The sequence below is a fragment of the Sorangium sp. So ce124 genome (assembly GCF_051525235.1).
GTDB lineage: Bacteria > Myxococcota_A > Polyangia > Polyangiales > Polyangiaceae > Sorangium > Sorangium atrum.
Window position 1 is genome coordinate 8,283,049 of record NZ_CP150312.1, and the last position, 25,210, is coordinate 8,308,258.

The 25,210-nt window shown below is 70.3% G+C and carries 14 protein-coding genes; 10 read left to right on the top strand and 4 right to left on the bottom strand.

Annotated features, from left to right (window positions below):
* Window positions 1-56: 56 nt before the first annotated feature.
* The gene (locus WMF19_RS30960) at window positions 57-1,172 is read right to left on the bottom strand and encodes a glucuronyl esterase domain-containing protein (protein ID WP_272094353.1); all 1,116 of its coding nucleotides are present in this window, start codon (window positions 1,170-1,172) and stop codon (window positions 57-59) included.
* A gap of 782 nt (window positions 1,173-1,954) precedes the next feature.
* Between WMF19_RS30960 and WMF19_RS30965 the strand changes: the two genes are divergently transcribed.
* The 3 genes from WMF19_RS30965 (at window position 1,955) to WMF19_RS30975 (ending at window position 4,617) form a co-directional block, all read left to right on the top strand.
* Window positions 1,955-3,298, top strand: coding sequence for an erythromycin esterase family protein (locus tag WMF19_RS30965; RefSeq protein ID WP_437893677.1), 1,344 nt, complete (start codon window positions 1,955-1,957; stop codon window positions 3,296-3,298).
* A 75-nt stretch (window positions 3,299-3,373) separates the two neighbouring features.
* The gene (locus WMF19_RS30970; protein WP_437893678.1) at window positions 3,374-4,054 is read left to right on the top strand and encodes an HAD family hydrolase; all 681 of its coding nucleotides are present in this window, start codon (window positions 3,374-3,376) and stop codon (window positions 4,052-4,054) included.
* A gap of 83 nt (window positions 4,055-4,137) precedes the next feature.
* Complete coding sequence (locus tag WMF19_RS30975) at window positions 4,138-4,617, top strand: YbhB/YbcL family Raf kinase inhibitor-like protein (protein ID WP_437893679.1); 480 nt, start codon at window positions 4,138-4,140, stop codon at window positions 4,615-4,617.
* Window positions 4,618-4,645: 28 nt separating this feature from the next.
* Here WMF19_RS30975 and WMF19_RS30980 read toward each other — a convergent pair whose 3' ends face one another.
* Entirely contained in the window at window positions 4,646-4,939 is a 294-nt protein-coding gene (locus tag WMF19_RS30980; RefSeq protein ID WP_437893680.1) for a hypothetical protein, read from the bottom strand.
* A 575-nt stretch (window positions 4,940-5,514) separates the two neighbouring features.
* On the opposite strand from WMF19_RS30980, the gene WMF19_RS30985 reads away from it, so the two are divergent.
* The 3 genes from WMF19_RS30985 (at window position 5,515) to WMF19_RS30995 (ending at window position 7,805) form a co-directional block, all read left to right on the top strand.
* Entirely contained in the window at window positions 5,515-5,910 is a 396-nt protein-coding gene (locus tag WMF19_RS30985; RefSeq protein WP_437893681.1) for a hypothetical protein, read from the top strand.
* A gap of 115 nt (window positions 5,911-6,025) precedes the next feature.
* On the top strand, window positions 6,026-6,814 hold the full coding sequence (locus tag WMF19_RS30990) for a DUF5819 family protein (protein WP_437893682.1): 789 nt from the start codon (window positions 6,026-6,028) through the stop codon (window positions 6,812-6,814).
* Window positions 6,815-6,818: 4 nt separating this feature from the next.
* On the top strand, window positions 6,819-7,805 hold the full coding sequence (locus WMF19_RS30995) for an HTTM domain-containing protein (RefSeq protein ID WP_437893683.1): 987 nt from the start codon (window positions 6,819-6,821) through the stop codon (window positions 7,803-7,805).
* A gap of 76 nt (window positions 7,806-7,881) precedes the next feature.
* Here the strand turns inward: WMF19_RS30995 and WMF19_RS31000 are convergent, their stop codons facing one another.
* Window positions 7,882-8,877: a quinone oxidoreductase family protein gene (locus WMF19_RS31000; protein ID WP_437893684.1), complete on the bottom strand. Its 996-nt coding sequence runs from the start codon at window positions 8,875-8,877 to the stop codon at window positions 7,882-7,884.
* A gap of 81 nt (window positions 8,878-8,958) precedes the next feature.
* On the opposite strand from WMF19_RS31000, the gene WMF19_RS31005 reads away from it, so the two are divergent.
* On the top strand, window positions 8,959-9,819 hold the full coding sequence (locus WMF19_RS31005; RefSeq protein WP_437893685.1) for a helix-turn-helix domain-containing protein: 861 nt from the start codon (window positions 8,959-8,961) through the stop codon (window positions 9,817-9,819).
* Window positions 9,820-9,917: 98 nt separating this feature from the next.
* Here the strand turns inward: WMF19_RS31005 and WMF19_RS31010 are convergent, their stop codons facing one another.
* Window positions 9,918-11,195, bottom strand: a complete 1,278-nt coding sequence (locus WMF19_RS31010) for a PAS domain-containing protein (protein WP_437893686.1) — start codon at window positions 11,193-11,195, stop codon at window positions 9,918-9,920.
* A 489-nt stretch (window positions 11,196-11,684) separates the two neighbouring features.
* Between WMF19_RS31010 and WMF19_RS31015 the strand changes: the two genes are divergently transcribed.
* From WMF19_RS31015 to WMF19_RS31025, 3 genes are all read left to right on the top strand, one after another.
* Window positions 11,685-12,770, top strand: a complete 1,086-nt coding sequence (locus tag WMF19_RS31015; RefSeq protein ID WP_437901697.1) for a P1 family peptidase — start codon at window positions 11,685-11,687, stop codon at window positions 12,768-12,770.
* A 134-nt stretch (window positions 12,771-12,904) separates the two neighbouring features.
* The gene (locus tag WMF19_RS31020; protein ID WP_437893687.1) at window positions 12,905-18,922 is read left to right on the top strand and encodes an AAA family ATPase; all 6,018 of its coding nucleotides are present in this window, start codon (window positions 12,905-12,907) and stop codon (window positions 18,920-18,922) included.
* A gap of 128 nt (window positions 18,923-19,050) precedes the next feature.
* Window positions 19,051-25,119, top strand: a complete 6,069-nt coding sequence (locus WMF19_RS31025; RefSeq protein ID WP_437893688.1) for an AAA family ATPase — start codon at window positions 19,051-19,053, stop codon at window positions 25,117-25,119.
* The last annotated feature ends 91 nt before the right edge of the window (window positions 25,120-25,210 follow it).

Sequence of the window (25,210 nt, forward strand, 5' to 3'; positions counted from 1 at the left end):
ACCACGCCGAATGGGGGGCAAGGCCAGAACGGCTTTCATGCCCCCCAAGGGCATCACTACTGCAGCACGGTATCCATATCCCAGTCAATCCACATGTCTTTCCATTCGCTGACCGGCTGCTGAACGCCATTGTCCATGATGTTCAGCACGTCCGTGTTTGCGCTGGTATTGCCTTCGAACGCTCGCTTGAACATTTCGCCTGCAAGGGCGGTTTGAGAGGCCGATGCGCCGCAGTGGTTTGCGCTGTACATCTGAAAACCCATGCGCTCCGGGACACCGAGCGCTTTCCATACCGGTTTTGCTGCCCATGCGGAGAGCGCCTCACAGGTTCCACCCAGGTGACACCATGAGTTCTTGCCATTGGCATTCGTGAAGTGCACCAGATACCGTGGAGCGATGGTCGCCAGGAGCATATGCGTATCGAAGGGGAGGTTGTACACCTTCGAGGGGTCGCTCCGGAGCCAACGGGCTGCACTGGTCACCCAGGGTCCGCAGATGCCGCTGTCTTCGAGGTTGTCGATGCTCTGAGGCTTGGCGTCTGAGCACTGCCAAACAGAACCACCTTCACCGTGCCTGAACCACTCTGCCTGACGCAGGTTGGCTACACCACCACCGCCCGACTCCACGATGACGACCACCGGTGCACGACTGAAGACACCCGCCAGGTAAGCACCTTTTCCACATCCGGAGCACCCCGACACCATCACCTTCGTGGGATCGTGCCCGCTGCCCGGGTTCTGCTCCAACACGTCCATCACCCGGTCAATCATCCACCCGTTGGCGATGTTGGTGTTGACCTCGGACAAGCCGAAGAGATTTCTAATCTTGCCTTCAAAGCCGCTTCCAAACGACAGCGTTTTACTGCCTGACGGGAAGATTCCACCGGACAACTTGAGGGCGATCACACTACCGGATCCACTGATACTCGCCGAGAAGCTCTCTGTTTTTCCACCCACCTTGGCGGTGATTGAAACGTTACCTCCGGATACGGTTCCGGTCACCTCATCCGGCTCGGCGGGAACTGGACCGTAGAGGTACTTGGCTGCCATTGCCAGGATTTCCTTGCGGCGGCACTCCCACTGCTCCTTGGTGGTGACCTTCGTTCCGTTGAAGAACGTAAACGGATCCGGGAGTTTCTCGTTTACCTCGGTCAGACCGCTCGGCTCAGGCAACGTGGGCAGGGTACACGTGAAGGCGCCGCCGCCGGTCCCGCTGGTCGCGCTGGCCCCGCCAGTCCCGCTGGTCGCGCTGGCCCCGCCGGTCGGGGAGCCGCCCGTGCCGGCTCCGCCCGTCGGAGCTCCGCCGCCCGTGCTGGCGGCTCCGCTGGTCGCGGAAGCACCGCTGGTCGCGGAGCCTCCACCCGTGGTGACTCCCCCGCTCCCGCTCGGCGTCCCGCCGCCTGTGCCCGAAGCATCTCCCCCGGCACCTCCGGATCCTACTTCTGAAGCGCAGCCAGGGAAGTTCAAGAGGGCGAGGACGGGAATCGCGAGGGCGGTTAACTTGCGCGAGGCACGAGAACGGACAGACATGAAGGCCTCCATGTTTCGAGTGCACATTCCCGGCGGAGGGCGGTTCGATCACGCTTATCGCCGGGAATCGTACGACCGGAGCAGGCAGCGTTTGGTCAAGATGCAAATGTTCAACAAGTTTGTAGTCGATGTCATCCATCCGGTTCGTCTCCGGGAACACATCACAAAAGCTCGCACCTGCGGGACATCCGAGGACGCGACACTTTTTGGGCAAGACTTGTTTCGTCGCGTCGCGTCGCGTTCACGTAGAGTCTGATCGTCTGCTCGTGATCGAAGGACGGACCTGACTCCGGCGGCGATGTGCCCGCGGAGGCACGGGCTCGGCGGCACCGGGTGGCCCTTCTTCCGCCGCCGGGCGGCCTGCACGCTCGCCCTTACCCGGCGCGAGCTTGCCGTTCCGCCGCGGTGCCCCAGAGGATCCCATCATGGCGCGACTGCGACGCCTCATCGAGCCGGGGACGCGCGCGACGCCCGACCTCTTGGCCGGGCTCCGCGCGCTGGCCCGGCCGCTGCGCTCCACGGCCGATCTCGACCCCTTGATCGAGCGCATCGGCGACGCGCGCTGCACGCTCCTCGGCGAGGCGACGCACGGGACGCGCGAGTTCTACACGTGGCGCGCAGAGCTCTCCAGGCGGCTGATCGTCGAGGCGGGCGCCTCCTTCATCGCCGTCGAGGGCGACTGGCCCGATTGCTACCGCGTCAACCGGTATGTGAAGGGGTACGCGGACGCGGGGAGCAGCGCCCGCGCGGTGCTGCGCGCCTTCGATCGCTGGCCGACCTGGATGTGGGCCAACGAGGAGGTCGCCGACCTGATCGAGTGGCTGCGCAGGCACAACGAGGGTCGCCCCGAGGAGCAGCGGGTCGGCTTCTACGGGCTCGACGTCTACAGCCTCTGGGACTCGCTCCGCGAGGTCATGCGCTACCTGGAGGGGGCCGCCCCCGACGCGCTGCCGGCCGCGCGGCGCGCGCTGCGCTGCTTCGAGCCGTATGCCGACGATGCCCAGGAGTACGCCCGGGCGACGGTGCTCGTGCCGGAGTCGTGCCAGGCGGAGGCCGTCAGGCTGCTCGCCGAGGTGCGCAGGAGAGCGCCGGCGTTCGGCGCCGACGGGCGCGACGGGCACTTCGTCGCCGAGCAGAACGCGCTCGTGGTCAAGAACGCCGAGGCCTACTACCGGGCGATGGTGCGCAGCGACGCGGAGTCCTGGAACGTCCGCGATCGGCACATGGCCGAGACGCTCGATCGGCTGCTCGAGCAGCACGGCCCGCGCGGGCGCGCGATCGTCTGGGCGCACAACACGCACATCGGCGACGCGCGCTTCACCGACATGGCGGAGCGGGGCGAGGTGAACCTCGGCCAGCTCGCCCGCGAGCGCCACGGAGAGGAGCGCGTCGCGCTCGTCGCCTTCGGCACCCACCGCGGCACGGTGATCGCCGCCCGGGAGTGGGACGCGCCGATGGAGGTGATGCGCTTGCCGGTCGGGCGGCCCGAGAGCTGGGAGGACCTGCTGCACGAGACGGGCGGCCGGGATCAGCTGCTGATCTTCGAGCCGGGGCGGCTGCCGCAGGAGTCGCTGGCCTGGCGCGGCCACCGCGCCGTCGGCGTCGTCTACCACCCCGGGTACGACTGGCACGGGAACTACGTGCCGACGGTGCTGCCGCGCCGCTACGACGCGCTCCTCTTCGTGGACGAGTCACAGGCCGTCCGGCCCCTGCACCTCGCGCCGCGGGCAGAGAGGGAGCCGCCGGAGACCTACCCCACCGGCGTGTGACGCCGGCGGCATGGCGCGCGCGGTGCAAAGCGCGCTGGGGGCGCGGGCATCCCGGCGCCGGAGGAGGTGAATCCAATGAACCGCGAGAGCGCTGTGTACGCGATCCTCTTCGACCTCGACGGGACCCTGGTGGACACGGTCTACGCCCACGTCCTGTCGTGGCAACGCGCGTTCGCCGAGGCGGGCATGCCGATCGACGCCTGGCGGGTGCACCGGCGCATCGGGATGAGCGGCGGGCTCTTCGCTCGCGCGGTCGCGCGCGAGGTCGGCTATCCGCTGGCGGCCGAGCGGGCGCGCTTCGTCCAGGAACGCCACGGCGAGATCTTCCAGCAGATCCTGCCGGAGCGACGCCCGCTGCCGGGGGCCGTCGCGCTGCTCCGTCAGCTGCGCGAGGCGGGCGTGCCGCACGGCATCGCCACCTCCGGACGGCGGCCGGATATCGACGCCTCGCTCGCGGCGCTCGAGCTCCCGCCGGACATGGTCGTCGTCGCTCGCGGCGACGTGAGCCGCGCGAAGCCGGCGCCCGATCTCTTCTTCGCTTGCCAGCAGCGCCTCGGGGTGGCGGCCGAGGACTGCTACGTTGTCGGTGACTCCGTATGGGACCTGCTCGCCGCGCGCCGAGCCCGCATGTTCGGGGTCGGCTTGCTCTCCGGTGGGTACGGGCAGGACGAGCTGCTCGCGGCGGGGGCGTACCGCGTATACCGCGACCCCGCGGAGCTCGGCGCCGCGCTCGACGAGCTCGGCGTCCTGCCCTGAGGGCCGCCTGGCGAAGGCGGTCCGCGCGCGGCGGCGGAGATCAGGCATGGGCCTCAGGGAGGCTCTGAAGGCGAGGTGTTCCGATGCTCTCGTTACAATCTCCCGATTTCCACGATGGCGATGTGATCCCGATCGTGCACACCTGCGAGGGCAAGGACGTGCCGCCCGCGCTCTCCTGGTCGGGTGTCCCCGGCGGCACGAGGAGCCTTGCGCTCATCGTCGACGACCCGGACGCGCCCGATCCGCGCGCCCCCAAGACGACGTGGGTCCACTGGGTGCTCTACAACATCCCGCCCGACGCCGGCGGCCTGCCCGAGGGCGCGCGCAAGGCCAACCTGCCGGCGGGCACGCTCGAGGGAAGGAACGACTGGAAGCGCGCCGGCTACGGCGGCCCGTGCCCGCCGATCGGCAAACACCGTTACTTCTTCAAGCTGTATGCGCTCGACACGGTGCTGCCCCCGCGAGACGGGCTCACGAAGGTGGAGGTCGAGAAGGCGATGGAGGGACACGTCCTCGCGCGTGTCGAGCTCGTAGGCACGTATCAGAAGCGGAACCGCCCGTAGTACATGGACGCGCCTCGGGCGCGCGCGCTCAACCGCACTTGCAGACCGGGCGACCGTCATCGTCACAGTGGCACTGACATACTCCCTCGGGACACGTGACGACTTTATCGCCCTTCGGGCAGGTGGCGACGCACGAGGCGATCGAGGCGTCCTCGGCGCCCGCCGCGACCTCATCGTCGCTGGCCTGCGAAGGGTCAGGCGCCTCGGCGTCGATCGACGCCGAGGCGCTTCGGTTTACAGCTTCCGCGCCCGCGCTCGTCCAGAGCGCCGTGGAAGCGGGCAGCATCGACAACCCGAACACCGATAACAGCGTACCGCGCATCTTCACTCCTCCTGTTCAGCGATGATTCCATGAATGGGCATCATGGGTCGCCAGGGGCCGAAGCACGCGGCGTGCCGAATGGCGCGGACGGCGGCGGCGCTCGCGCCGTCGTGACGGGTACGGGAGCGCTGCCCCGCGTGTGTCTGCGGTGTTCGGCCGGCGGAGCCAGCCCGGCTGCGCCGGTCGAGCTCGCCTGTCACGCCGCATCATCACCGAAGGCGGCGAGATCGCTGCCTCGAACGCGGCAATCCGAGCAAAGAGTTGCGCGCGATCGTTTGCTCGAACACGCAAACCGCCCGCGGGCGGGCGGCGCCGCCGAGCGGCCGCGGCCTCACATCGGCGCGGCGAGAGCGCGCGGCGCGCGCTGCACCAGCAGTGAGCACGGCTGGCACGACGAGTGCTCTTCCGCCCAGGAGCAGGCACACACAGGGGCGGATGGCCTGCGAGCTGGCTCGATGCACCGAGTCCTGCGGAGCCGCTCGAACACAGGGGCTCCGCGCGGCCGGCAAACGCAGCTGGCGTGTCTAGCCTCTCTGACCATCAACCATCACAAGATCGAACGAAAGAGGAAGAACATGACACGAAAGATCATCACCGCGGTCGCTGGTATGTCGTTGTTCGTCGGCGTGGCGATGGCCCACGCGGCGACGCTGCCCACCTCGAGCCTGAAGGGCCGCTCAGTCCTCCAGACCAACGCGAGCTCCGGGATCCCCGAGAAGGTGGCCTATTACTGCGGGTTCCCGGGGGCCAACGTGGCCACCACGACGAACATCGGCATCGCGGGCATCGCCATCGGGACCTCGGGGTCCGTCGCCCAGTCGTCGGTCGCCCAGGCCGGCGGGTACGGCAACGTCGGTGTCGCGACGGCCAACGCAGGGGGCTTCCACGGCCGCGGCCCTGGAGGCTGGAGGAGCGTCGCGCTGAACGACGCGCCGGCGCCGGGTCAAGCCGACATCCTCTTCGACAACTAGCGCTCCGCCCGCCCCGGCCGGCCCGCTGGGGCCGGAGCATCCACGGGCCGCGCGCGGCGCTCCGGCCGCGCGCGGCCTTCTCTCCGACGACCCCGAACCCGGGATGGACGAAACCATGCGCCGTTTACTCCGTGTGCTCTCGACGTCCGCGCCCGCGCTGCTCGCCGCGGCGCTCTGTTTTCATTTCGCGATGACAGTCGCCTACCTGACGCCGCAGAACCCGCTCCAGCTCCGGTTCGCGCGGCTCATCAGCGGGTACATGAACCCGTTCCTCCAGCAGAACTGGCACCTCTTCGCCCCCGATCCCATCACCGACACGCGATTCGTGATGGTCGCCTGCCGCCTGCGCGAGCCGGACGGGAGCACGACCGAGACCGGGTGGACCGATATCACGACCCCTTACTGGGAATCCCACCTGGAGAACCGCCTCGGCCCCGCGACGCGCCTCGGACGATCGGTGACGGGCGCTGCGCGCATGATCTACACCGTCGATCCGACGTCGCTGCAGATGGCGAAGAAGCTCGATCAGCAGCGCGCCCGCGCGCAGGCGGGCGGAGGCGGCGCCGAGGCCACCGATGCTCAGGTGGTCGACATGCTCAGGGACCAGGTGAAGAAGGAGCAGGACGCGGGCTTTCAGCTCGGCAAGACCGTCCTGGAGCGGGCCGGCTCCGCGCACTGTGACAGCCTGTTCGGCCCGAACCGCACCGCGGCGGTGCGGCTGCGCCTGGCGGTGCTGAAGTTCCCGCGCTTCTCCCGGCGCGACCTGCCCGACGCGAAGGGTGAACTGTCGTACTACGATTTCGACTGGGCTCCGTATCAACCGGTGGCGCCGCTGGAGGCGACGACCGAGGACAGACGAGAGACGCCCGTGGCCCTCGGGGCAGCGGCCGTGGAGGAGCGGTGACGCCATGCTGAGCAAGCTGAACGCACGCTGGCGCCGCGTCGTGGAGCTCGCGAGCCGCGAGCGCTGCCTGATCGGGGCCAGCCTCTTCCGGATCGTCGCCGGGTTGACCATCCTCCACCTCTACCTGGCCAACTATTTCCAGCGCCATTACCTCTACGGCCCCGAGGGGGTGTGGCCATTCGCGCGGTCGCTCGAGGAGGCCCACAGCACCGGCGCGTTCTCGATTTACCTGCTCAGCAGGTCGCCGCTCTACTTCGAGGTCGTCTTCCACCTCGCCATGCTGTTCGCGGCGCTGTGGGTCATCGGCTTCCGCACCCGTCTCATGTCGCTGCTCACGTATGTCGGGCTCTGGTCGCTGCACCAGCGGAACCCCGTCCTGCTCGACGGCGGCGACAACCTCGTCCGGCTCGCGCTCCTCTATGGCATCTTCGCCGAGCTCGGCGCCTACTTCTCGCTCGACGCCGACCGCCTCCGCGCGCAGCGGGAGCGCGGCGGGGACCTCCAGCGGATCAAGGGGACGCTCCACAACGCGGCGATCCTCGCCTGCGCCGTCCAGGTGTGCCTGGTCTACGGGGTCGCAGGGCTCTACAAGGTGCAGGGGGAGCTGTGGCAGAACGGGACGGCCCTTTATTACATCACCCGCGTCGGCGAGTTCACCTGGCCCGGCCACAGCGACAGCCTCTCCCGCAGCGTCGCGGTGGTGACGGCGCTGACCTACGCGACGGTCGGGTTCCAGCTCAGCTTCCCGTTCCTGTTCGCCCTGAACCGGCACACACGCAGGCTCTCGCTCGCCGCGGCGTTCCTGTTCCACGCCGGCATCGCCGTCATGATGGGGCTCGGCACGTTCGCCGCGTTCATGATCAGCGTCGAGCTGGCGCTCATCGCGGACGCGGAGTACCGGGCGATCGGCGCGTTCGCCAGGCGGCTCGTGTCCATCGAGGCGCCCGCGCTCCGGCGCTTCCTGCCCGCGCGCCGGATCCAGACGAAGTAGCGCGGCGTGGCGCGGGCGCGCTCGAGCGCCCGCTCCATGTCCCTCCCGCCGGCGTCCCGGCGCTCCCCGCCCAGCCTCACCAGCCTTCCGCCACGCGGATCGCGATCTTCCCGATCGTGCGGCCCGACTCGATGGCGCGGTGGGCCTGCGAGAGCTCGCGCACCGGGTAGCTCGCGCTGACGATGGGCCTGATGTGGCCTTGCGCCGCCAGCTCCGCCACAGCGGCGAGCGCGCGGCCCTGCGCGTGCGGGTCGAGCCGCCAGATCGTGGCAGCGCCCATCACATGATAGATGAGCGACGCCGCCTTCATGAACAGCCGGTCCGCGACCGGCGTGGGCGTCGGCACGATGCTCACCACGGTGCCCATCGGCGCCACGGCGTCGAGCGCCTGATCGAGCGCGCGGCCGCCTGCGTTGTCGAAGGCCACAGCGACGCCCGCCCCACCGGTCAGATCCCGGCACGCCTGGCCCACGTCCTGCGTCGTGTGATCGAGCACGACCGCGGCGCCGAGCTCGCGGCAGAGGGCCGTCGACTCGGGTCGGCTGGCGGTCGCCACCGCCCGTAGCCCGAGGTGACGCGCGAGCTGCAGCTGCAGATGGCCCACGCCGCCTGCGCCCGCGGTGACCAGCACCGCGGCGCCGGGCGCGGGCCGCGCGCGCGAGAGGCATTCCCAGGCCGTGACGCCCGCGAGCGACAGGCATGCAGCCTGCTCATGGGAGAGGGCCGCCGGTTTGCGCGCGAGGGTGCGGCTGTCGGCCACCACCCGCTCCGCGTTCGCGCCCTGCCCGAACAGGCTGGGTGAGCCGAACACCTCGTCTCCGACCGCGAGCTCGTCGACGCCGGGGCCGACCGCGTCGACGATCCCGGAGACGTCGTAGCCGAGCACCAGCGGGAACTGCCGCTCGATGCGGCGGGGCCCGGGCGCCGCCGAGCGCGCCCGGATGTCCGCCGGGTTGACCGACGACGCGATCACCCGCACCCTCACCTGGTGAGGTCCGGGCGATGGCTCGGGCAGCTCCAGCGGCACGAGCTGCGAGGCGTCGCCATGGTGATGGATTCCGATTGCCTTCATTCGCTGCAGTCCTCTCGAACGACGCCGGCGTGCGGCGGCGCAGGCGCAGTGTGTCCGCCGGCGGCGGCCCTGTATTGAACGATGTCGACATCGACGCTCACCATCGCCAGGAGCCCCCTCCGCGCGCCGCAGCTGTCCGCGCATGCCGCGCCCGGGGGCGGCCAGCGCGGCGTCACCGGGCTCGTCGACGTGGCGGGGCGGGTCGCGTCGTGGGGCCCGCCGGCGCCGTGCGCCTTGCCGTCGCTGCATGCGGTGCTGAGCATCGGCCTGCTCGGCGAGATCCAGAGCGAGCGCGACGACCGCGCGGGGGGCGCGGTATGGCTGTCCGGCGTCGCGACCCGGCCGTTCAGCTACCGGCTGTCGGCCGAGCTGCACGCCGTGATCGTCCTGATCGAGCCCTGGGCGATCTCCGAGTGGTTCGGCGTCGACGCCGCCTGCCTCGTCGATCGCCGCGTCGATCTGCGCGACGTCCTCGGCGCCGCGCCGGTGGCGAGGTTGCTGCCGGCGGTGCAGCGCGCCGGCACGGCGCAGGGCCGCTTGCTGGCGGTGCGGCGCTGGCTGGCCGCGCTGACGCCGCGCGCGGCGGCGCCAGCCCCGCTGCGAGACGCCCGGCTCGCCGACCGCGACGCGGCCGGCCTGGCCCGCGCGCTGGGCGTCTCGCTGCGCCAGTCCGAGCGGCTGCTGCGGCGCCACCACGGGGTGACGCTGCGGGAGATGAAGGGTATCCGGCGCTTCCAGCGCGCGCTGGAGCGCCTCGATCAGGACCTGTCGTGGGCCGCGCTGAGCGCCGACGCCGGGTTCGCCGACCAGAGCCACCTTTGCCGCGCCGTGCGGCGGTATGCCGGCATGACGCCCGCCGCGCTGCGCGGCGCGACCGGGGCGAGCCTGATCGCGCCGGTGTACCGGCCGCTGGGTTGCCAGGACCGGTTCGTCGCGATCTGACGCCGCCATCCAGGGGGTTCGCTCGAGACTCGATCGCCCAGCCCCCTCGTCGCGCCTTCATGGCTCCAGCCTGGCGCCGGGCGAGCCGCGGCGTGAGATCAGCGGCGCTCGCGCCGCTGCTGGACGATCGCCTTGCCCTGACGGGCTAGGGCATAGAGGATCCCGGCCTGGAGATCGCGCTGCGTCAGGAGGTTGCCCAGATCGATCCCCTGCGCGACAAGCGTCCGGGCGACGTCGGGTGACGCCCCGACGAGGACGCACGTGGCGCCGAGGAGCGCGGCGGCCCGCGTGGCCTGGAGGAGGCGGTCAGCCACGTCGGCGTCGAGGACCGGCACGCCCGTGATGTCGATGAGCACCGTCTCGGCCCTGTGGCGCTCGATGCCCTGGAGGAGCGTCTCCAGGAGCTGGGCGCCGCGGGCGGAGTCGATGGTCCCCACGAGGGGCACCACGAGGATGCCTTCGTGGACCGGGATGACCGGCGTGGACAGCTCCTGGATGACGTCGAGGAGCTGCCGCTGCGTCGCGAACCACGCGAGCTCTTTCTGCACCGCCTCCTCGGCGCGCTTCTTCTCCGTGATGTCCTCGATCATGACAAGGAGGTAGCGGCAGACGCCGTGCTCGTCTTTGAGGGGCACCTTCATCATGTGAATGCACCGCTCCCCGGTCGGCGTGGCGATGCGCGACTCGGGCACGTCCACGATCTCGCCCTTCTCGATCACGTCGCGATCCATGCGATCGAGCCACCTGGCCTCCTCCAGTCGATGCGGGAAGAGGTCGAAGACGTTCTTGCCGACAACGTCGCTCCGCGGGGCGCCGAAGACCTTTTCGTAGTGGCCGTTCATCCGGACGACGCGGAATTCCGTCACCTCCTTGATGAAGACCGAGACCGGCACGTGCTCGATGATGGTGTCGAGGAAGCGCTCGATAGGCACCGTCCCTGGCGTGCTGCGCGGCGCAGCCGGGCTGTGGACGCAGACGAGCGCGCCGCGCGCGCCGTCGACGCAAAGCTGCGTGACCGAGATCTCGCAGGACGGCGCGCCGGGCGCGCCGCCCCGGAGCTCGATGCCGGCCTGCTCGCGCTCGCCTTCGAGGACGGCGCGGATGGCTGCGAGCACCTCCTGCGCCTCACCGGCGAGCCCCTCGGGCGACGCGGGCAGGACGGCCGGCGCGTGCGCGGGAGACACCGGCCAGGCGGGGAGCGCGCCTTCCGCGAGGATCTGCTCGAGGCGGGGATTGGCGCACCGGAGCGCTCCCTTTGCATCGAAGACGGCGGCGGCTACCGGGAGCGCGCAGAGGAGCGGCAGGGGGTCGACGCCAGCGTGCGGCAGGGGACCAGCGCCGACGTGCGGAGCGGGCCCATCGAGATCTAGGGTCATTCGGGATCCTTCCACGCGACACGAGCTGCCCAGCGTTCTCCGAGCCGGATGACCCGTCGAATACCCCAACCTTTCAACGCGCTCTCCGGGAATCGTGATGCGCTCACCATTATGTAATACATCTAACAATCTCGTGCAGGTAGCGCTGTAGCTCCCCCGAAAGACCGATCGTTGATCAAACCCTGTTCAGGCGCGCGGCCTCCGCTCGAGCCCTGCTCGGGCCGCTCGCGGTGCACCGGCAAGGACACGGCCTGATCGGGCGGCATCCAACGCGCCTGGCACGGAGGTTGATACCGTTTCTATCGATGATTCTATCGATGATATCGATGCTCCCCGTGGATGCCGAATACCTCTCTCGGCCGCCTGCCGCCACCGGGCCGCACGCCGCGCCCGGCCGCCTCGTCCTGCCGCTGCCCGATCGCTCGGTGCCCGGACGAGGCGGGCAGCGCGCCGTTCGCGCCCGGATCCCCGGAGCCAGCGGGAGACGCCGTGCGCGCGCGTGAACTCGGCGTCGCGCCTGGCATCTTCGATCCGGGCCCGCTGAACGCGATCACCGACGTGGGCGGGGTGCGCGTCGGGCACGCCACGGTGATCGAGGGGGACGCGATCCGCACCGGTGTCACCGCCGTATTCCCCCACGGAGGGAACCTCTACCTCGATCGCGTCCCCGCGGCGATCCATGTGGGCAACGGGTTTGGCAAGCTCGTCGGCGTGACCCAGGTCCGCGAGCTGGGTGAGCTGGAGACTCCCATTCTCCTCACGACCACGCTTTGCGTGTTCCGGGCCGCCGACGCGCTCGTCGAATGGATGCTGGCGCAGCCGGGCATGGAGGAGGTGCGCTCGCTCAACCCGGTCGTCGGCGAGACCAACGACGGCGCGCTCAACGCGGTCCGGCTCCGTCCGATCACCGCCGAGCACGTGCGCGCGGCGCTGGGCTCGGCGCGGGAGGGGCCCACGCTGGAGGGGTGCGTCGGCGCGGGCACGGGCACCGTCGCCTTCGGATGGAAGGGGGGGATCGGCACCGCCTCGCGGGTGCTGCCAGCGTCGCTCGGCGGGGCCTGCGTCGGCGTGCTCGTCCAGTCGAACTTCGGCGGCGTGCTGCAGGTGATGGGCGCGCCCGTCGGCGAGGAGCTCGGCCGGTACGCTTTCCGGTCGCAGGTCGAGGCGGCGGCGGGGGACGGCTCCATCCTCATCCTCGTCGCGACGGACGCGCCGCTGTCGGATCGCAACCTCGGGCGACTCGCTGCACGCGCGATCCTGGGCCTGGCACGCACCGGATCCTCCGGCGCGAACGGCTCCGGCGACTACGCGATCGCCTTCTCGACGAGCGCCTCGGTGCGGCGCCGCTCCGGCGCGAAGCGGCTCGCGATCACGGAGCTCTCGAACCAGGAGACGTCCGCCCTCTTCCAGGCCGTGATCGAGGCGACGGAGGAGGCCATCTACAACTCGCTCTTCACGGCCGAGACCACCACGGGGAGCGGTCGCACCGTGGACGCCATTCCGCTGGATCGCGTCCGTGAGGTGCTGTCGAGGCACGGCGTCCAGCGGCCGTCCGGCCGCTCCCGCCCTGCATGACGCAAGAGACCGCCGCAGGCGGGCCGGCGCGAGAGCTCGCCGCCATTTCCCGTGGCGCAACGAGGTGCTTTTGGCAACATCACGAATCGACCCGGCGCCTCGGAGACCGATCCGGCCTTGGACACCCTCCCTTTATGACCGACAGTCCACGTTACCGCGTGCTGGGGGTGCTGCACCAAGGTGCGGACACGATCCTCTACCGCGCGCGGCGCGAGAAGGACGGCCGGCCGGTGGTGCTCAAGGCCCTGCGGCGCGACCACGCAAGCCCCCGCGCCCTCGGCAGGCTCCAGCACGAGCTCGAGGTCGCCAGGGCGCTGAGGTCGCCCGCGGTCGTCAAGGCCTGCGGGATCGAGCCGTTCCGCGACCAGGTGACCCTGGTCCTCGAAGACTTCGGCGGCCGCTCGCTCGACCGGTTGCTCGATGACGATGGGCCGATTCCGCTCGAGCGCTTCTTCCCCCTCGCCCTCCGCCTCGCCGCCGCCCTCGCCGAGCTCCACCGGCACCACGTCATCCACAAGGACATCAAGCCCCAGAACCTGCTCTACAACCCCGACACCGGCGAGGTGAAGATCACCGATCTCGGCATCGCCTCCCTCACTCTCCGCGGCGCCCAGGAGCTCACACGCGACGGCCTCATCGAGGGCACGCTCGCGTACATGGCGCCCGAGCAGACGGGCCGCATGAACCGCCGGGTCGACGAGCGGACCGACCTGTACTCCCTCGGCGTCACCTTCTACGAGATGCTGACGGGCACCCTGCCCTTCCAGGCCAGCGACCCCGTCGAATGGGTCTATTGCCACATCGCGCAGAGCCCGGTCCCACCCCACACGCTCGTCCCCTCGATTCCACCAGTCCTGTCCGAGATCGTGCTCAAGCTGCTCTCCAAGGCCGCCGAGGAGCGTTACCAGAGCGCCCTCGGCCTGCGCCACGACCTCGAACGGTGCTCTTCCCAGCTGCGCCAGAGCGGCGCCGTCGAGCCCTTCCCGCTCGGACAGCGCGACGTCTCCGACAGGCTCCAGATCCCGCAGCGGCTCTACGGCCGCGAGCGCGAGCTCGAGGCGCTGCGCGCCGCGTTCGAGCGCGTGGTCGCTAGCGGCCGGCCAGAGCTCGTGCTCGTCTCCGGCTACTCGGGCATCGGCAAGTCCTCGCTCGTCGCCGAGCTGCACGGGCCTGTCGTGCGCGAGCGCGGCTCCTTCCTCTCCGGCAAATTCGATCAGCTCAAGCGCGACGTCCCCTACCGCCCCCTCCTTCACGCCTTCCGGGGGCTCGTGCAGGAGATCCTCGGCGCCAGCGAGCAGCAGGTCGAGCGCTGGAGAGAGCGCCTCCGCGAGGCCCTCGGCGCGAGCGGCGGGTTGCTCACCGACATGCTCCCCGAGCTCGCCCTGCTCCTCGGCCCGCAGCCGCCCGTGCCCGAGCTCCCGCCCGCCGAGGCCCAGAGCCGGCTGCTCGCCACGCTCCAGCGCTTCGTCGCCGCCTGCGCCCGGAAGGAGCACCCCGTCGCCCTCTTCCTCGACGACCTGCAATGGGCCGACCCCGGCAGCCTCCTTTTGCTCGAGCAGCTCGCCACCCTCGCGGGCGACGCGCACCTCCTCGTGATAGGCGCTTATCGCGACAACGAGGTCGGCCCCGCGCACCCGCTCCGGCTCACGCTCGCCGAGGCCCAGAAGCGCGGCGCCGCCCTCTCCGAGCTCGTCCTCGCGCCGCTCTCCGCAGCCCACGTCGGCGCGCTCGTCGCCGAGACGGTCCACGCGCCCGAAGCGCAGGTCGAGCCGCTCTCGCAGCTCGTCTACGAGAAGACCGGCGGCAACCCCTTCTTCGTGCTCCAGTTCCTCATCACCCTGCACGACGAGGGGCTCATCACCTTCGATGCCGACGAGGGCGCATGGCGGTGGGACAGCGCCGCCATCCGCGACAAGGGCTTCACCGACAACGTCGTCGAGCTGATGGTGGGCAAGCTCAATCGGCTCTCGGTCCCGACGCGCGACGCGCTCAAGCTCGCCGCCTGCCTCGGTGGCAGCCTGACCCTCGACGCCCTCGCGGTGGTCGCGAGGCGGCCGACCGAGGAGCTCCGCGAGGCGCTCGAGGAGGCCGCGCGGGAGGGTCTGCTGCTCCGCCGGGACAGCGCCTATCGCTTCCTCCACGACCGGGTGCAGCAGGCGGCTTATTCGCTCATCCCGCCAGGACAGCTCGCCGAGGTGCACCTCGGGATCGGCCAGCTGCTCTTGAAGGCGCAGCGCGCCGAAGAGCGCGACGACACGCTGTTCGAGATCGTCGGCCACCTCAACCGCGGCTCCGCGCTCCTCCGTTCCCGGGCCGAGCGCGACGAGCTCGCCGCCCTCAACCTCCGCGCCGGCAGGAAGGCCAAGGCCGCCGCCGCCTACCAGTCCGCCGCCGCCCTCTTCGCCGCCGGCCTGGCCCTCCTCGCGAGAGATCCCCGCGAGCGCTGGGAGACTCGGTACGATCTGGCCTATCCCCTGAGCCTCGAGCGCGCTCACGCCGCCTACGTCATCGGCAACTTCGATGAAGCCGAGCGGCTGCTCGAGGAGCTCCTGGGGCGCACGAGGAACGAGCTCGATCGCGCCGCGGTCGTCGAGCTCGCCGTCACCTTCTACCAGACCCGAGGCCGGTCCGACCACGCCGTCGAGCTCGGGCTCGCGTGGCTCCGCGCCTCGGATATCGATCTTCCTCTCCACCCCACCGACGCGCAGGTCGAGGAAGAGACCGAGGGCCTCTGGCAGGCCCTGGGCGACCGGGCGATCGAGGACCTCATCCACCTGCCCCCCATGGAGCACCCGGAGTGCAAGGTCGTGATGGCGGTGCTGCAAGCCGTGGCCGGCCCCGCGATCTTCGTGGACCAGGACCTGCACTACCTCATCGTCCTGCGCCAGGTGAAGCTCGGCCTGCGCCACGGCAACGCGGAGAGCTCCGCCCACGCGTATGCGGCCTTCGCGCGGATGTTCGGCCCGCGGTTCGGGCGATACAAGGAGGCCTACAAGTTCGGAAAGCTCGGCTACGACCTCGCGGACAGGAGCGACCTCCTCACCGTGAAGTCGCTGGTATTCACCCTCTTCGGGCAGCAAGTCGTCTTCTGGACACGCCATTACCGGGAGACGTACCCCTACACGCGCGCCGGGTTCAGCGCCGCGGTCGAGTCCGGCGATATGCGCATGGCGTGCTTCAACTGCGTCTGGGCTCCGCTGTTCCCGCTGCTCGCCGGCGAGCCGCTGGAGGATGTCCTCCACGAGGTCGAGGAGCGCAGCCGCTTCGTGCGCAAGGCCGGCTACGAGTTCACCCACGGCGTCCTGGCCAGCGCCCGCGCCCTCATCCAGACGCTGCGCGGGAGGCCGGTCCGCTTCTCGAAGCTCGACGGCTCCGAGCTGGATAGGCAGGCCTTCGAGGCGGGGCTCGATGAGGGGGACATGAGGGGCGCCCGCGGCCTCCATTACAGCATGAAGGCGCGCGCCCTCTTCATACTCGGCTCCCACGACGAAGCGCTCGCCGCGGCGACGCGTGTGATCGTCGACCACCCCTTCAAGAGAGAGCCTTACGCGCTCATCGCTGAGAACTGCTATTTTCATGCGCTCGCGCTCGCGGCCCTCGCAGACGAGGGCGCGCGCGGAGCGCGGCGGTCGCCGGCGCAGGAGCTCCCCAAGGGCCTCCTCGACGGCGAGCGGCAGCTCGGCGCGTGGGCCGCGAGCTGCCCCGACAACTTCCTCCACAAACACGCCCTGGTCCGCGCCGAGATCGCCCGGCTCCTCGGGAACGAGCCCGAGGCCATCCGGCTCTACGAGCAGGCCATCTCCTCGGCGCGGGAGAACGGCTTCGTCCAGCAGGAGGCCATCGCCTGCGAGCTCGCCGCCCGGTTTTACCGCAACCGCGGCCTGTCCACGCCCGCCGACGCCTACCTGCGGGACGCCCGCGCCGCCTACTTCCGCTGGGGCGCGCACGCCAAGGTCGAGCAGCTCGACCAGCGTTATCCCTTCCTCGTCGAGCGAAGGCCGATCGCCCCGACCGTCACCTTCGCCGTCCGGGCCGAGCAGTTCGACGTCCTTTCCGTCGTCAAGGCCTCTCAGAGCATCTCCGGCGAGCTCAAGCTCCCGCGCCTGCTCGAGATGCTCCTGCGCATCGTGGTCGAGCACGCGGGCGCCGGAGAGGGGGTCGTGCTCCTGGTCCGGGAGGAGCGCCTGTCGACGGCGGCGGCGATCGCGACGTCCAGGGGCGCCGCGCGGCTGCTCGACGCGGGCGAGGCGTCGACGGCGCTGCCGCAATCCATTCTCAACTATGTCCTCCGCAGCCACGAGCGCGTGCTGCTCGACGACGCGGCGGCCAGGCACCCGTTCTCGGAGGACGAGTATTTCCGCCGCAAGAGGCCGAGGTCCGTGCTGTGCCTGCCGATCATGCGGCAAGCCCGGCTGCTCGGCGTGCTCTACCTGGAGAACGGGCTCGTGGCCGGGGCGTTCACCCCCGGGCGGCTCACCGTGCTCGAGCTGCTCACCTCGCAGTCGGCCATCTCGCTCGAGAACGCCATGCTCTATGCCGATATCGAGCAGGAGAACACCGAGCGGCGCCGGGCAGAGCAGGCGCTGCAGGCGAACCAGGCGACGCTGCAGGCCATCGTCGACAACTCCGCCGCGACCATCTTCCTCAAGGATCGCGAGGGCCGGTATCTGCTCGCCAACCGCCACGCGGGGAACGTCGCCGGCGTGCCCAGCCAAGAGCTCCTCGGAAAGACCGACGACGAGCTCTTTCAGGGTTCCAACGCCGAGGTCCTCCGAGACAACGACCGGCGGGTGCTCGACGCGGGCGAGCCGCTGGAGTTCGAGGAGGTGGTGATGCAAGAGGGCGAGCCGCGCACCTACCTGTCCCTCAAGTTCCCGCTCGGCGAGGGCGTCATGCCCGGCGTGGTCTGCGGCATCTGCACCGACATCACCGAGCGCAAGCGCGCCGAGCTCGCCGAGCGCTTCCTGGCCGACGCGAGCCGCAGCCTGATGGCCCTCGGCTACGGCGCCACCCTCGAGAGCGTCGCGCAGCTCGCGTTGCCAGCGCTGGCCGACCGATGCGTCATCGACGTGGACCTCGCCCGGGGCGCCCCGGGGCGGACGGTCACCGCGGGGATGCCGGCCGAGCTCGCAGGCGCGGTGACGGACGCGCTGCGGCCTCTGACAGCGACGTCGCCGGACCGGCCCGAGATAGGCGACATCCGCGCCGCGCCTCTCCTCGATCCGCTCGGCATTCACTCCTTCCTCCGCGTCCCGCTCCTCGCCCGCGACCGGCGCTTCGGGGTCATGACCCTGCTGGCGGCCGCGCCCCGGCACCGTTACGGCCCTGCCGACCTGTGGCTGGCCCAGGAGCTGGCGGGCCGCGCCGCGCTCGCCCTCGACAACAGCCGCCTGTTCGCCGAGGCCCAGCAGGCGATCGAGCGCCGCGACGAGTTCCTCCTCGTCGCATCCCACGAGCTCAAGACGCCGCTCACCTCGCTGAAGATGCAGGCCCACCTCCTCGCCCGGCTCCTGCCCCGCCTCCAGCGCGGAGAGGTCGCCCCGGAGCGCATCGACGCCGCGCTCCAGCTCCTCGATCGCCAGATCGCGCGCCTCGCCCACCTGGTCAACGAGCTGCTCGACGTGACCCGCCTGAACGCCGGCCAGCTGACCCTCGCGCGCGCGCCCGTCGATCTGGCCGCCCTGGCGCGCGAGGTCGTCGAGCGGATGCACCAGCAGCTCGCCGACGCCCGTTGCCGCACCCGGCTCGAGCTGGACGAGCCTGTGATTGGACACTGGGATCCTTCCCGCATGGAGCAGGTCCTCATCAACCTCCTGTCCAACGCGATCAAGTACGGCGCGGGAGGCCTCATCCACGTCATCGTGCGCCGCGAGGGCGCTCGCGCGGTGCTCGTCGTCCGCGATCATGGCATGGGCATCGCGGAGGCCGATCAGGCAAGGATCTTCGAGCGCTTCGAGCGCGCCGTCTCCGTCCGCAACTTCGGCGGCCTCGGCCTGGGCCTCTACATCGTTCGATGGATCGTCACCTCCCATGGCGGCACCATCCGCGTCGAGAGCAAGCCGGGCGCGGGCGCCACCTTCATCGTCGAGCTGCCTTTGCACCTGCCGGAGGCGGAGACGGAAGGCCAGGGCACCTTTCTCCCCCCGGCGTGAGCGTTCTCCGGGAGCCTCAGCGGGCGCCGATGCGCCGCCGTTTGCTCGTGACGGGTCGCAGCGCTTTTGGCAATGTACCAAGTTGAACCGCAGCACGCTGCAGACGCTCCGGGTTCAAAGGTCCTCCTATGCCCCATAGTCCACGTTACCGCGTTCTGGAGGTGCTGCACCACGGTGCGGACACGATCCTCTACCGCGCGCGGCGCGAGGAGGACGGCCGGCCGGTGGTGCTCAAGGTCCTGCGGCGCGACCACGCAAGCCCCCGCGCCCTCGGCAGGCTCCAGCACGAGCTCGAGGTCGCGACGGCGCTCGCTTCGCCGGTCATCGCCAAGGCCTACGGGATCGAGCCGTTCCGCGACCAGATGACCCTGGTCCTTGAGGACTTCGGCGGTCGCTCGCTCGACCGGCTGCTCGATGGCGACGGGCCGATGCGCGGGATGGGCGGGATGCGCGGGATGGGCGGGATGCGCGGGATGCCGATCGAGCGCTTCTTCCCCCTCGCCCTCCGCCTCGCCGCCGCCCTCGCCGAGCTGCATCGGCACCGCATCATCCACAAGGACATCAAGCCCCAGAACCTGCTCTACAACCCCGACACCGGCGAGGTGAAGATCACCGATCTCGGCATCGCCTCCCTCTCTCACCGCGAAGCCCAGGAGCTCGCCCACGACGGCCTCATCGAGGGCACGCTCGCCTACATGGCGCCTGAGCAGACGGGCCGCATGAACCGCCGGGTCGACGAGCGGACCGACCTGTACTCCCTCGGCGTCACCTTCTACGAGATGCTGACTGGCACCCTGCCCTTCCAGGCCAGCGATCCTGTCGAATGGGTCTATTGCCACATCGCCCAGGCGCCGCAGCCGCCGCACGCGCTCGTCCCCTCGATTCCACCGCAGCTCTCCGCCATCGTCCTCAAGCTGCTCTCCAAGGCCGCCGAGGAGCGCTACCAGAGCGCCCTCGGCCTGCGCCACGACCTCGACACGTGCTTCGCAAGGTGGCAGTCGACCGGCGCCATCGAGCCCTTCGTGCTCGGCGGGCGCGATCTCTCCGACCGGTTCCAGGTCCCGCAGCGGCTCTATGGCCGCGAGCGCGAGCTCGAGGCGCTGCGCGCCGCGTTCGAGCGCGTGATCGCAAACGGCCGGCCAGAGCTCGTGCTCGTCTCGGGCTACTCGGGCATCGGCAAGTCCTCGCTCGTCGCCGAGCTGCACGGGCCTGTCGTGCGCGAGCGCGGCTTCTTCCTCTCCGGCAAGTTCGATCAGCTCAAGCGCGACGTCCCCTACCGCCCCCTCCTCCACGCCTTCCGGCGGCTCGTGCAGGAGATCCTCAGCGCCAGCGAGGCGCAGGTCGAGCGCTGGCGAGAGCGCCTCCGCGAGGCCCTCGGCCAGAACGGCAGGCTGCTCACCGACATGCTCCCGGAGATCGAGCGCCTCCTCGGCCCGCAGCCGCCCGTGCCCGAGCTCCCGCCCGCCGAGGCCCAGAGCCGGCTGCTCGCCACGCTCCAGCGCTTCGTCGCCGCCTGCGCCCGGAAGGAGCACCCCGTCGCCCTCTTCCTCGACGACCTGCAATGGGCCGACCCCGGCAGCCTCCTTTTGCTCGAGCAGCTCGCCACCCTCGCGGGCGACGCGCACCTCCTCGTGATAGGCGCTTATCGCGACAACGAGGTCGGCCCCGCGCACCCGCTCCGGCTCACGCTCGCCGAGGCCCAGAAGCGCGGCGCCGCCGTCTCCGAGCTCGTCCTCGCGCCGCTCTCCGCAGCCCACGTCGGCGCGCTCGTCGCCGAGACGGTCCACGCGCCCGAAGCGCAGGTCGAGCCGCTCTCGCAGCTCGTCTACGAGAAGACCGGCGGCAACCCCTTCTTCGTGCTCCAGTTCCTCATCACCCTGCACGACGAGGGGCTCATCACCTTCGATGCCGACGAGGGCGCATGGCGCTGGGACAGCGCCGCCATCCGCGACAAGGGCTTCACCGACAACGTCGTCGAGCTGATGGTGGGCAAGCTCAATCGGCTCTCGGTCCCGACGCGCGACGCGCTCAAGCTCGCCGCCTGCCTTGGTGGCAGCCTGACCCTCGACGCCCTCGCGGTGGTCGCGAGGCGGCCGACCGAGGAGCTCCGCGAGGCGCTCGAGGAGGCCGCGCGGGAGGGTCTGCTGCTCCGCCGGGACAGCGCCTATCGCTTCCTCCATGACCGGGTGCAGCAGGCCGCAACTTCGCTCATCCCGCCAGGACAGCTCGCCGAGGTGCACCTCGGGATCGGCCAGCTGCTCTTGAAGGCGCAGCGCGCCGAAGAGCGCGAGGACACGCTGTTCGAGATCGTCGGCCACCTCAACCGCGGCTCCGCGCTCCTCCGTTCCCAGGCCGAACGCGACGAGCTCGCCGCCCTCAACCTCCGCGCCGGCAGGAAGGCCAAGGCCGCCGCGGCGTATGAATCTGCCGCCGCCCTCTTCGCCGCCGGCGCGGCCCTCCTCGCGAACGAGCCGCAGGAACGCTGGGAGACGCAGTACGCGCTGACCCACGCCCTGAACTTCGAGCGAGCGCACTGCGCGTACATCATCGGCAACTTCGATGAAGCCGAGCGGCTGCTCGAGGAGCTCACGGATCGCTCGATGACCAAGATCGAGAGGGCGGCCGTCGTCGAGCTCGCGGTCGCCTTGCACGTGACCCGCGGGCAGAGCGCACGCGCAGTGGAGCTCGGTCTCTCCTTCCTGCGCTCCTACGACATCCATCTGCCGACCCACCTCACCGACGCGCGCATCGAACAAGAGACCGAGAGCGTATGGCAGGCCCTGGGCGACCGGGCGATCGAGGACCTCATCCACCTGCCCCCCATGGCGCACCCGGAGATCAAGATCGCGATGAGCATCTTGAAGAGCGTGTCCGTCGCTGCGTATTTCGAGGACCAGAACCTGCATCATCTGGTCCTCGAGCGCATGGTCACGCTCAGCCTTCACCATGGCAACGCCGAGAGCTCCGCCCATGCGTACACCGCCTTCGCGCGGGTGCTCGGCCCGCGGTTCGGGAGATACAAGGAGGCTTACCTGTTCGGAAAGCTCGGCTATGACCTCGCGGAGAGGAGCGACCACCTCGCCGCGAAGCCCACCGTGATCTTCCTGTTCGGGCAGCTGACCGTCTTCTGGACGCGCCATTACAGAGAGACCTACCCCTACAATCGCCTCGGCTTCAACGCCGCCGTGGAGTGCGGCGATCTGAACAACGCATGTTTCCATTGCGTCTGGGCATCGGTGTTCCCCCTGCTCTGCGGGGAGCCGCTGGAGGACGTCCTCCACGTGACCGAGGAGCGCCTCGGCTTCGTGCGCAAGGCCGGTTACGCGTTCATCCATGGCATCCTCCTCAGCGTCCGGTACCTCATCCAGACGCTGCGCGGGAGGCCGGTCCGTTACGCGATGCTGGATGGCTCCGAGCTGGATCAGGAGGCCTTCGAGGCGGGGCTCCCGCCGGGGTCCTCGTACGGAGCTCATAGCTTGTACTACAGCCTGAAGGCGCAGGCGCTGTTCCTTCTCGGCTCTCCCCGGGAGGCGCTCGAGGCGTCGACCCGCGTCGTCGTCGATTACGACTGGAGGATGGACGCATGCGCGGAGATCCCCGAGACCTTCTATGTTCACGCGCTCGCGCTCGCCGCGGTATCTGACTGCGCACACGACACGCACGACGCGCCGCCGTTGCCAGAGCGGGAGCTCCCCGAAGGGCTCCTCGCGTGCGAGCGGCAGCTCGGCGTGTGGGCCGCGAGCTGCCCCGACAACTACCTCCACAAGCACGCCCTGGTCCGCGCCGAGATCGCCCGGCTCCTCGGGAACGAGCCCGAGGCCATCCGGCTCTACGAGCAGGCCATCTCCTCGGCGCAAGAGGGCGGCTTCGTCCAGCATGAGGCCATCGCCTGCGAGCTCGCCGCCCGGTTCTACGGCAACCGCGGCCTGTCCACGCCCGCCGTCGCCCACCTGCAGCGGGCGCGCGCCGCCTACTTCCGCTGGGGCGCGCACGCCAAGGTCGAGCAGCTCGACCAGCGTTATCCCTTCCTCGTGGAGCGAAGGCCGATCGCCCCCACCGTCACCTTCGCCGTGCGGGCCGAGCAGTTCGACGTCCTGTCCATCGTCAAGGCCTCTCAGAGCATCTCCGGCGAGCTCAAGCTCCCGCGCCTGCTCGAGACGCTGCTGCGCATCGTGGTCGAGCACGCGGGCGCCGGAGAGGGGGTCGCGCTCCTGGTCCGGGAAGATCGCGTGTCGACCGCGGCGATCACGGCGTCGGGGAGCGCGGCGCGGCTGCTCGACGCGGGCGAGGCCGTGGCGGCGCTACCGCAATCCATTCTCAACTATGTCCTCCGCAGCCACGAGCGCGTGCTGCTCGCCGACGCCGCCGCCGAAAGGCACCCGTTCTCGGACGACGAGTATTTCGGCCGCAAGAGGCCGAGATCGGTGCTCTGCCTCCCGATCGTGCGGCAAACGCGGCTGCTCGGCCTGCTCTACCTGGAGAACAACCTCGTCGCCGGCGCGTTCACCCCAGGGCGGCTCACCGTGCTCGAGCTGCTCGCCTCGCAGTCGGCCATCTCGCTCGAGAACGCCATGCTCTATACCGACATCGAGCAGGAGAACGCCGAGCGGCGCCGGGCGGAGCGCGAGCTCCGTGAGAGCCAGGCCACGCTGCAGGCCATCGTCGACAACTCCGCCGCCGCCATCTACCTCAAGGATCGCGACGGCCGGTTCCAGCTCGTCAACCGGCGCGTGAGCCGCGCCCTCGACAGGCCGGCCGAGCAGATCCTCGGAAAGACGAGCGCCGAGCTCTTGCCTGCCACCGCCACCGCGATCATCGACGAACACGACCGGCGGGTGCTCGAGGCGGGCGAGCCGCTGGAGTTCGAGGAGGAGGTGCTGTTGGAGGGCGAGCTGCGCACCTACCTGTCGCTCAAATTCCCGCTCGGCGAGGGCGTCATGCCCGGCGTGCTCTGCGGGATCTCCACCGACATCACCGAGCGCAAGCGCGCCGAGCTCGCCGAGCGCTTCCTGGCCGACGCGAGCCGGAGGCTCATGGCCCTCGGTTACGGCGCCACCCTCGAGAGCGTGGCGCAGCTCGTCGTGCCCGAGCTCGCCGACCGGTGCGTCATCCACGTGGACCTCGCCCAGGACGCCCCGGGGCGGACGGTCACCGCGGGCGTGCCGGCCGAGCTCGCAGGCGCGTTGATGGACGCGTTGCGGCCCCTGGCAGCGAGCTCTCCGGAGCACCCCGAGGTGGGCGACGTCCGCGCGGCGCCCCTCCTGGAGCCGCTCGGCGTTCACTCCTTCCTCCGGGTCCCGCTCCTCGCCCGCGACCGGCGCTTCGGGGTCATGACCCTGCTGGCGGCCGCGCCCCGGCGCCGTTACCGCCCCGCCGACCTGTGGCTGGCCGAGGAGCTCGCGAGCCGCGCCGCGCTCGCCCTCGACAACAGCCGCCTGTTCGCCGAGGCCCAGGAAGCGATCGAGCGCCGCGACGAGTTCCTCCTCGTCGCATCCCACGAGCTCAAGACGCCGCTCACCTCGCTCACGATGCAAGCGCACCTCCTCGCTCGGCTCCTGCCCCGCCTCCAGCGCGCGGAGGTCGCTCCGGAGCGCATCGACGCCGCCATCCAGCTCCTCAACCGACAGATCGCGCGCCTCGCCCACCTGGTCAACGAGCTGCTCGACGTGACCCGCCTGAACGCCGGCCGGCTCTCCCTCGCGCGCGCGCCCGTCGATCTGGCCGCCCTGGCGCGTGATGTCGTCGAGCGGATGCACCAGCAGCTCGACGACGCCCGCTGCCGCACCCAGCTCGACCTGGACGGGCCCGTGGTGGGCAACTGGGACGCTTCCCGCATGGAGCAGATCCTCATCAACCTCCTGTCCAACGCGCTCAAATATGGCGCGGGGGGCCCCATTCACGTCATCGTGCGCAGCCTGGCCAGCCGCGCGGTGCTCGTCGTCCGCGATCACGGCATCGGCATCGCGGAGGCCGATCAGGCAAGGATCTTCGAGCGCTTCGAGCGCGCCGTCTCCGTCCGCAACTTCGGCGGCCTCGGCCTCGGCCTCTACATCGTTCGATGGATCGTCACCTCCCATGACGGCACCATCCGCGTCGAGAGCAAGCCAGGCGCGGGCGCCACCTTCATCGTCGAGCTGCCTTTGCGCTCGCCGGACACGGAGACGGACGTCCAGGGCACCTTCCTCCCGCAGGCGTAGGCGCGGCAGGCGCAGGCGCGCGCTGCGCACTCGCCGCCGACGGCTGCCTCATCGGGCGCTGACGCGCCGCCGTTTGCTCGTGACGGGTCGC

Coding starts and splice junctions, on each gene's coding strand:
- WMF19_RS31000 (WP_437893684.1), bottom strand. CDS start 8,877: ATGAAGGCAATCGGAATCCATCACCATGGCGACGCCTCGCAGCTCGTG.
- WMF19_RS30965 (WP_437893677.1), top strand. CDS start 1,955: ATGGCGCGACTGCGACGCCTCATCGAGCCGGGGACGCGCGCGACGCCC.
- WMF19_RS30980 (WP_437893680.1), bottom strand. CDS start 4,939: ATGCGCGGTACGCTGTTATCGGTGTTCGGGTTGTCGATGCTGCCCGCT.
- WMF19_RS30990 (WP_437893682.1), top strand. CDS start 6,026: ATGCGCCGTTTACTCCGTGTGCTCTCGACGTCCGCGCCCGCGCTGCTC.
- WMF19_RS30975 (WP_437893679.1), top strand. CDS start 4,138: ATGCTCTCGTTACAATCTCCCGATTTCCACGATGGCGATGTGATCCCG.
- WMF19_RS30985 (WP_437893681.1), top strand. CDS start 5,515: ATGACACGAAAGATCATCACCGCGGTCGCTGGTATGTCGTTGTTCGTC.
- WMF19_RS31010 (WP_437893686.1), bottom strand. CDS start 11,195: ATGACCCTAGATCTCGATGGGCCCGCTCCGCACGTCGGCGCTGGTCCC.
- WMF19_RS30995 (WP_437893683.1), top strand. CDS start 6,819: ATGCTGAGCAAGCTGAACGCACGCTGGCGCCGCGTCGTGGAGCTCGCG.
- WMF19_RS30970 (WP_437893678.1), top strand. CDS start 3,374: ATGAACCGCGAGAGCGCTGTGTACGCGATCCTCTTCGACCTCGACGGG.
- WMF19_RS31025 (WP_437893688.1), top strand. CDS start 19,051: ATGCCCCATAGTCCACGTTACCGCGTTCTGGAGGTGCTGCACCACGGT.
- WMF19_RS31020 (WP_437893687.1), top strand. CDS start 12,905: ATGACCGACAGTCCACGTTACCGCGTGCTGGGGGTGCTGCACCAAGGT.
- WMF19_RS31005 (WP_437893685.1), top strand. CDS start 8,959: ATGTCGACATCGACGCTCACCATCGCCAGGAGCCCCCTCCGCGCGCCG.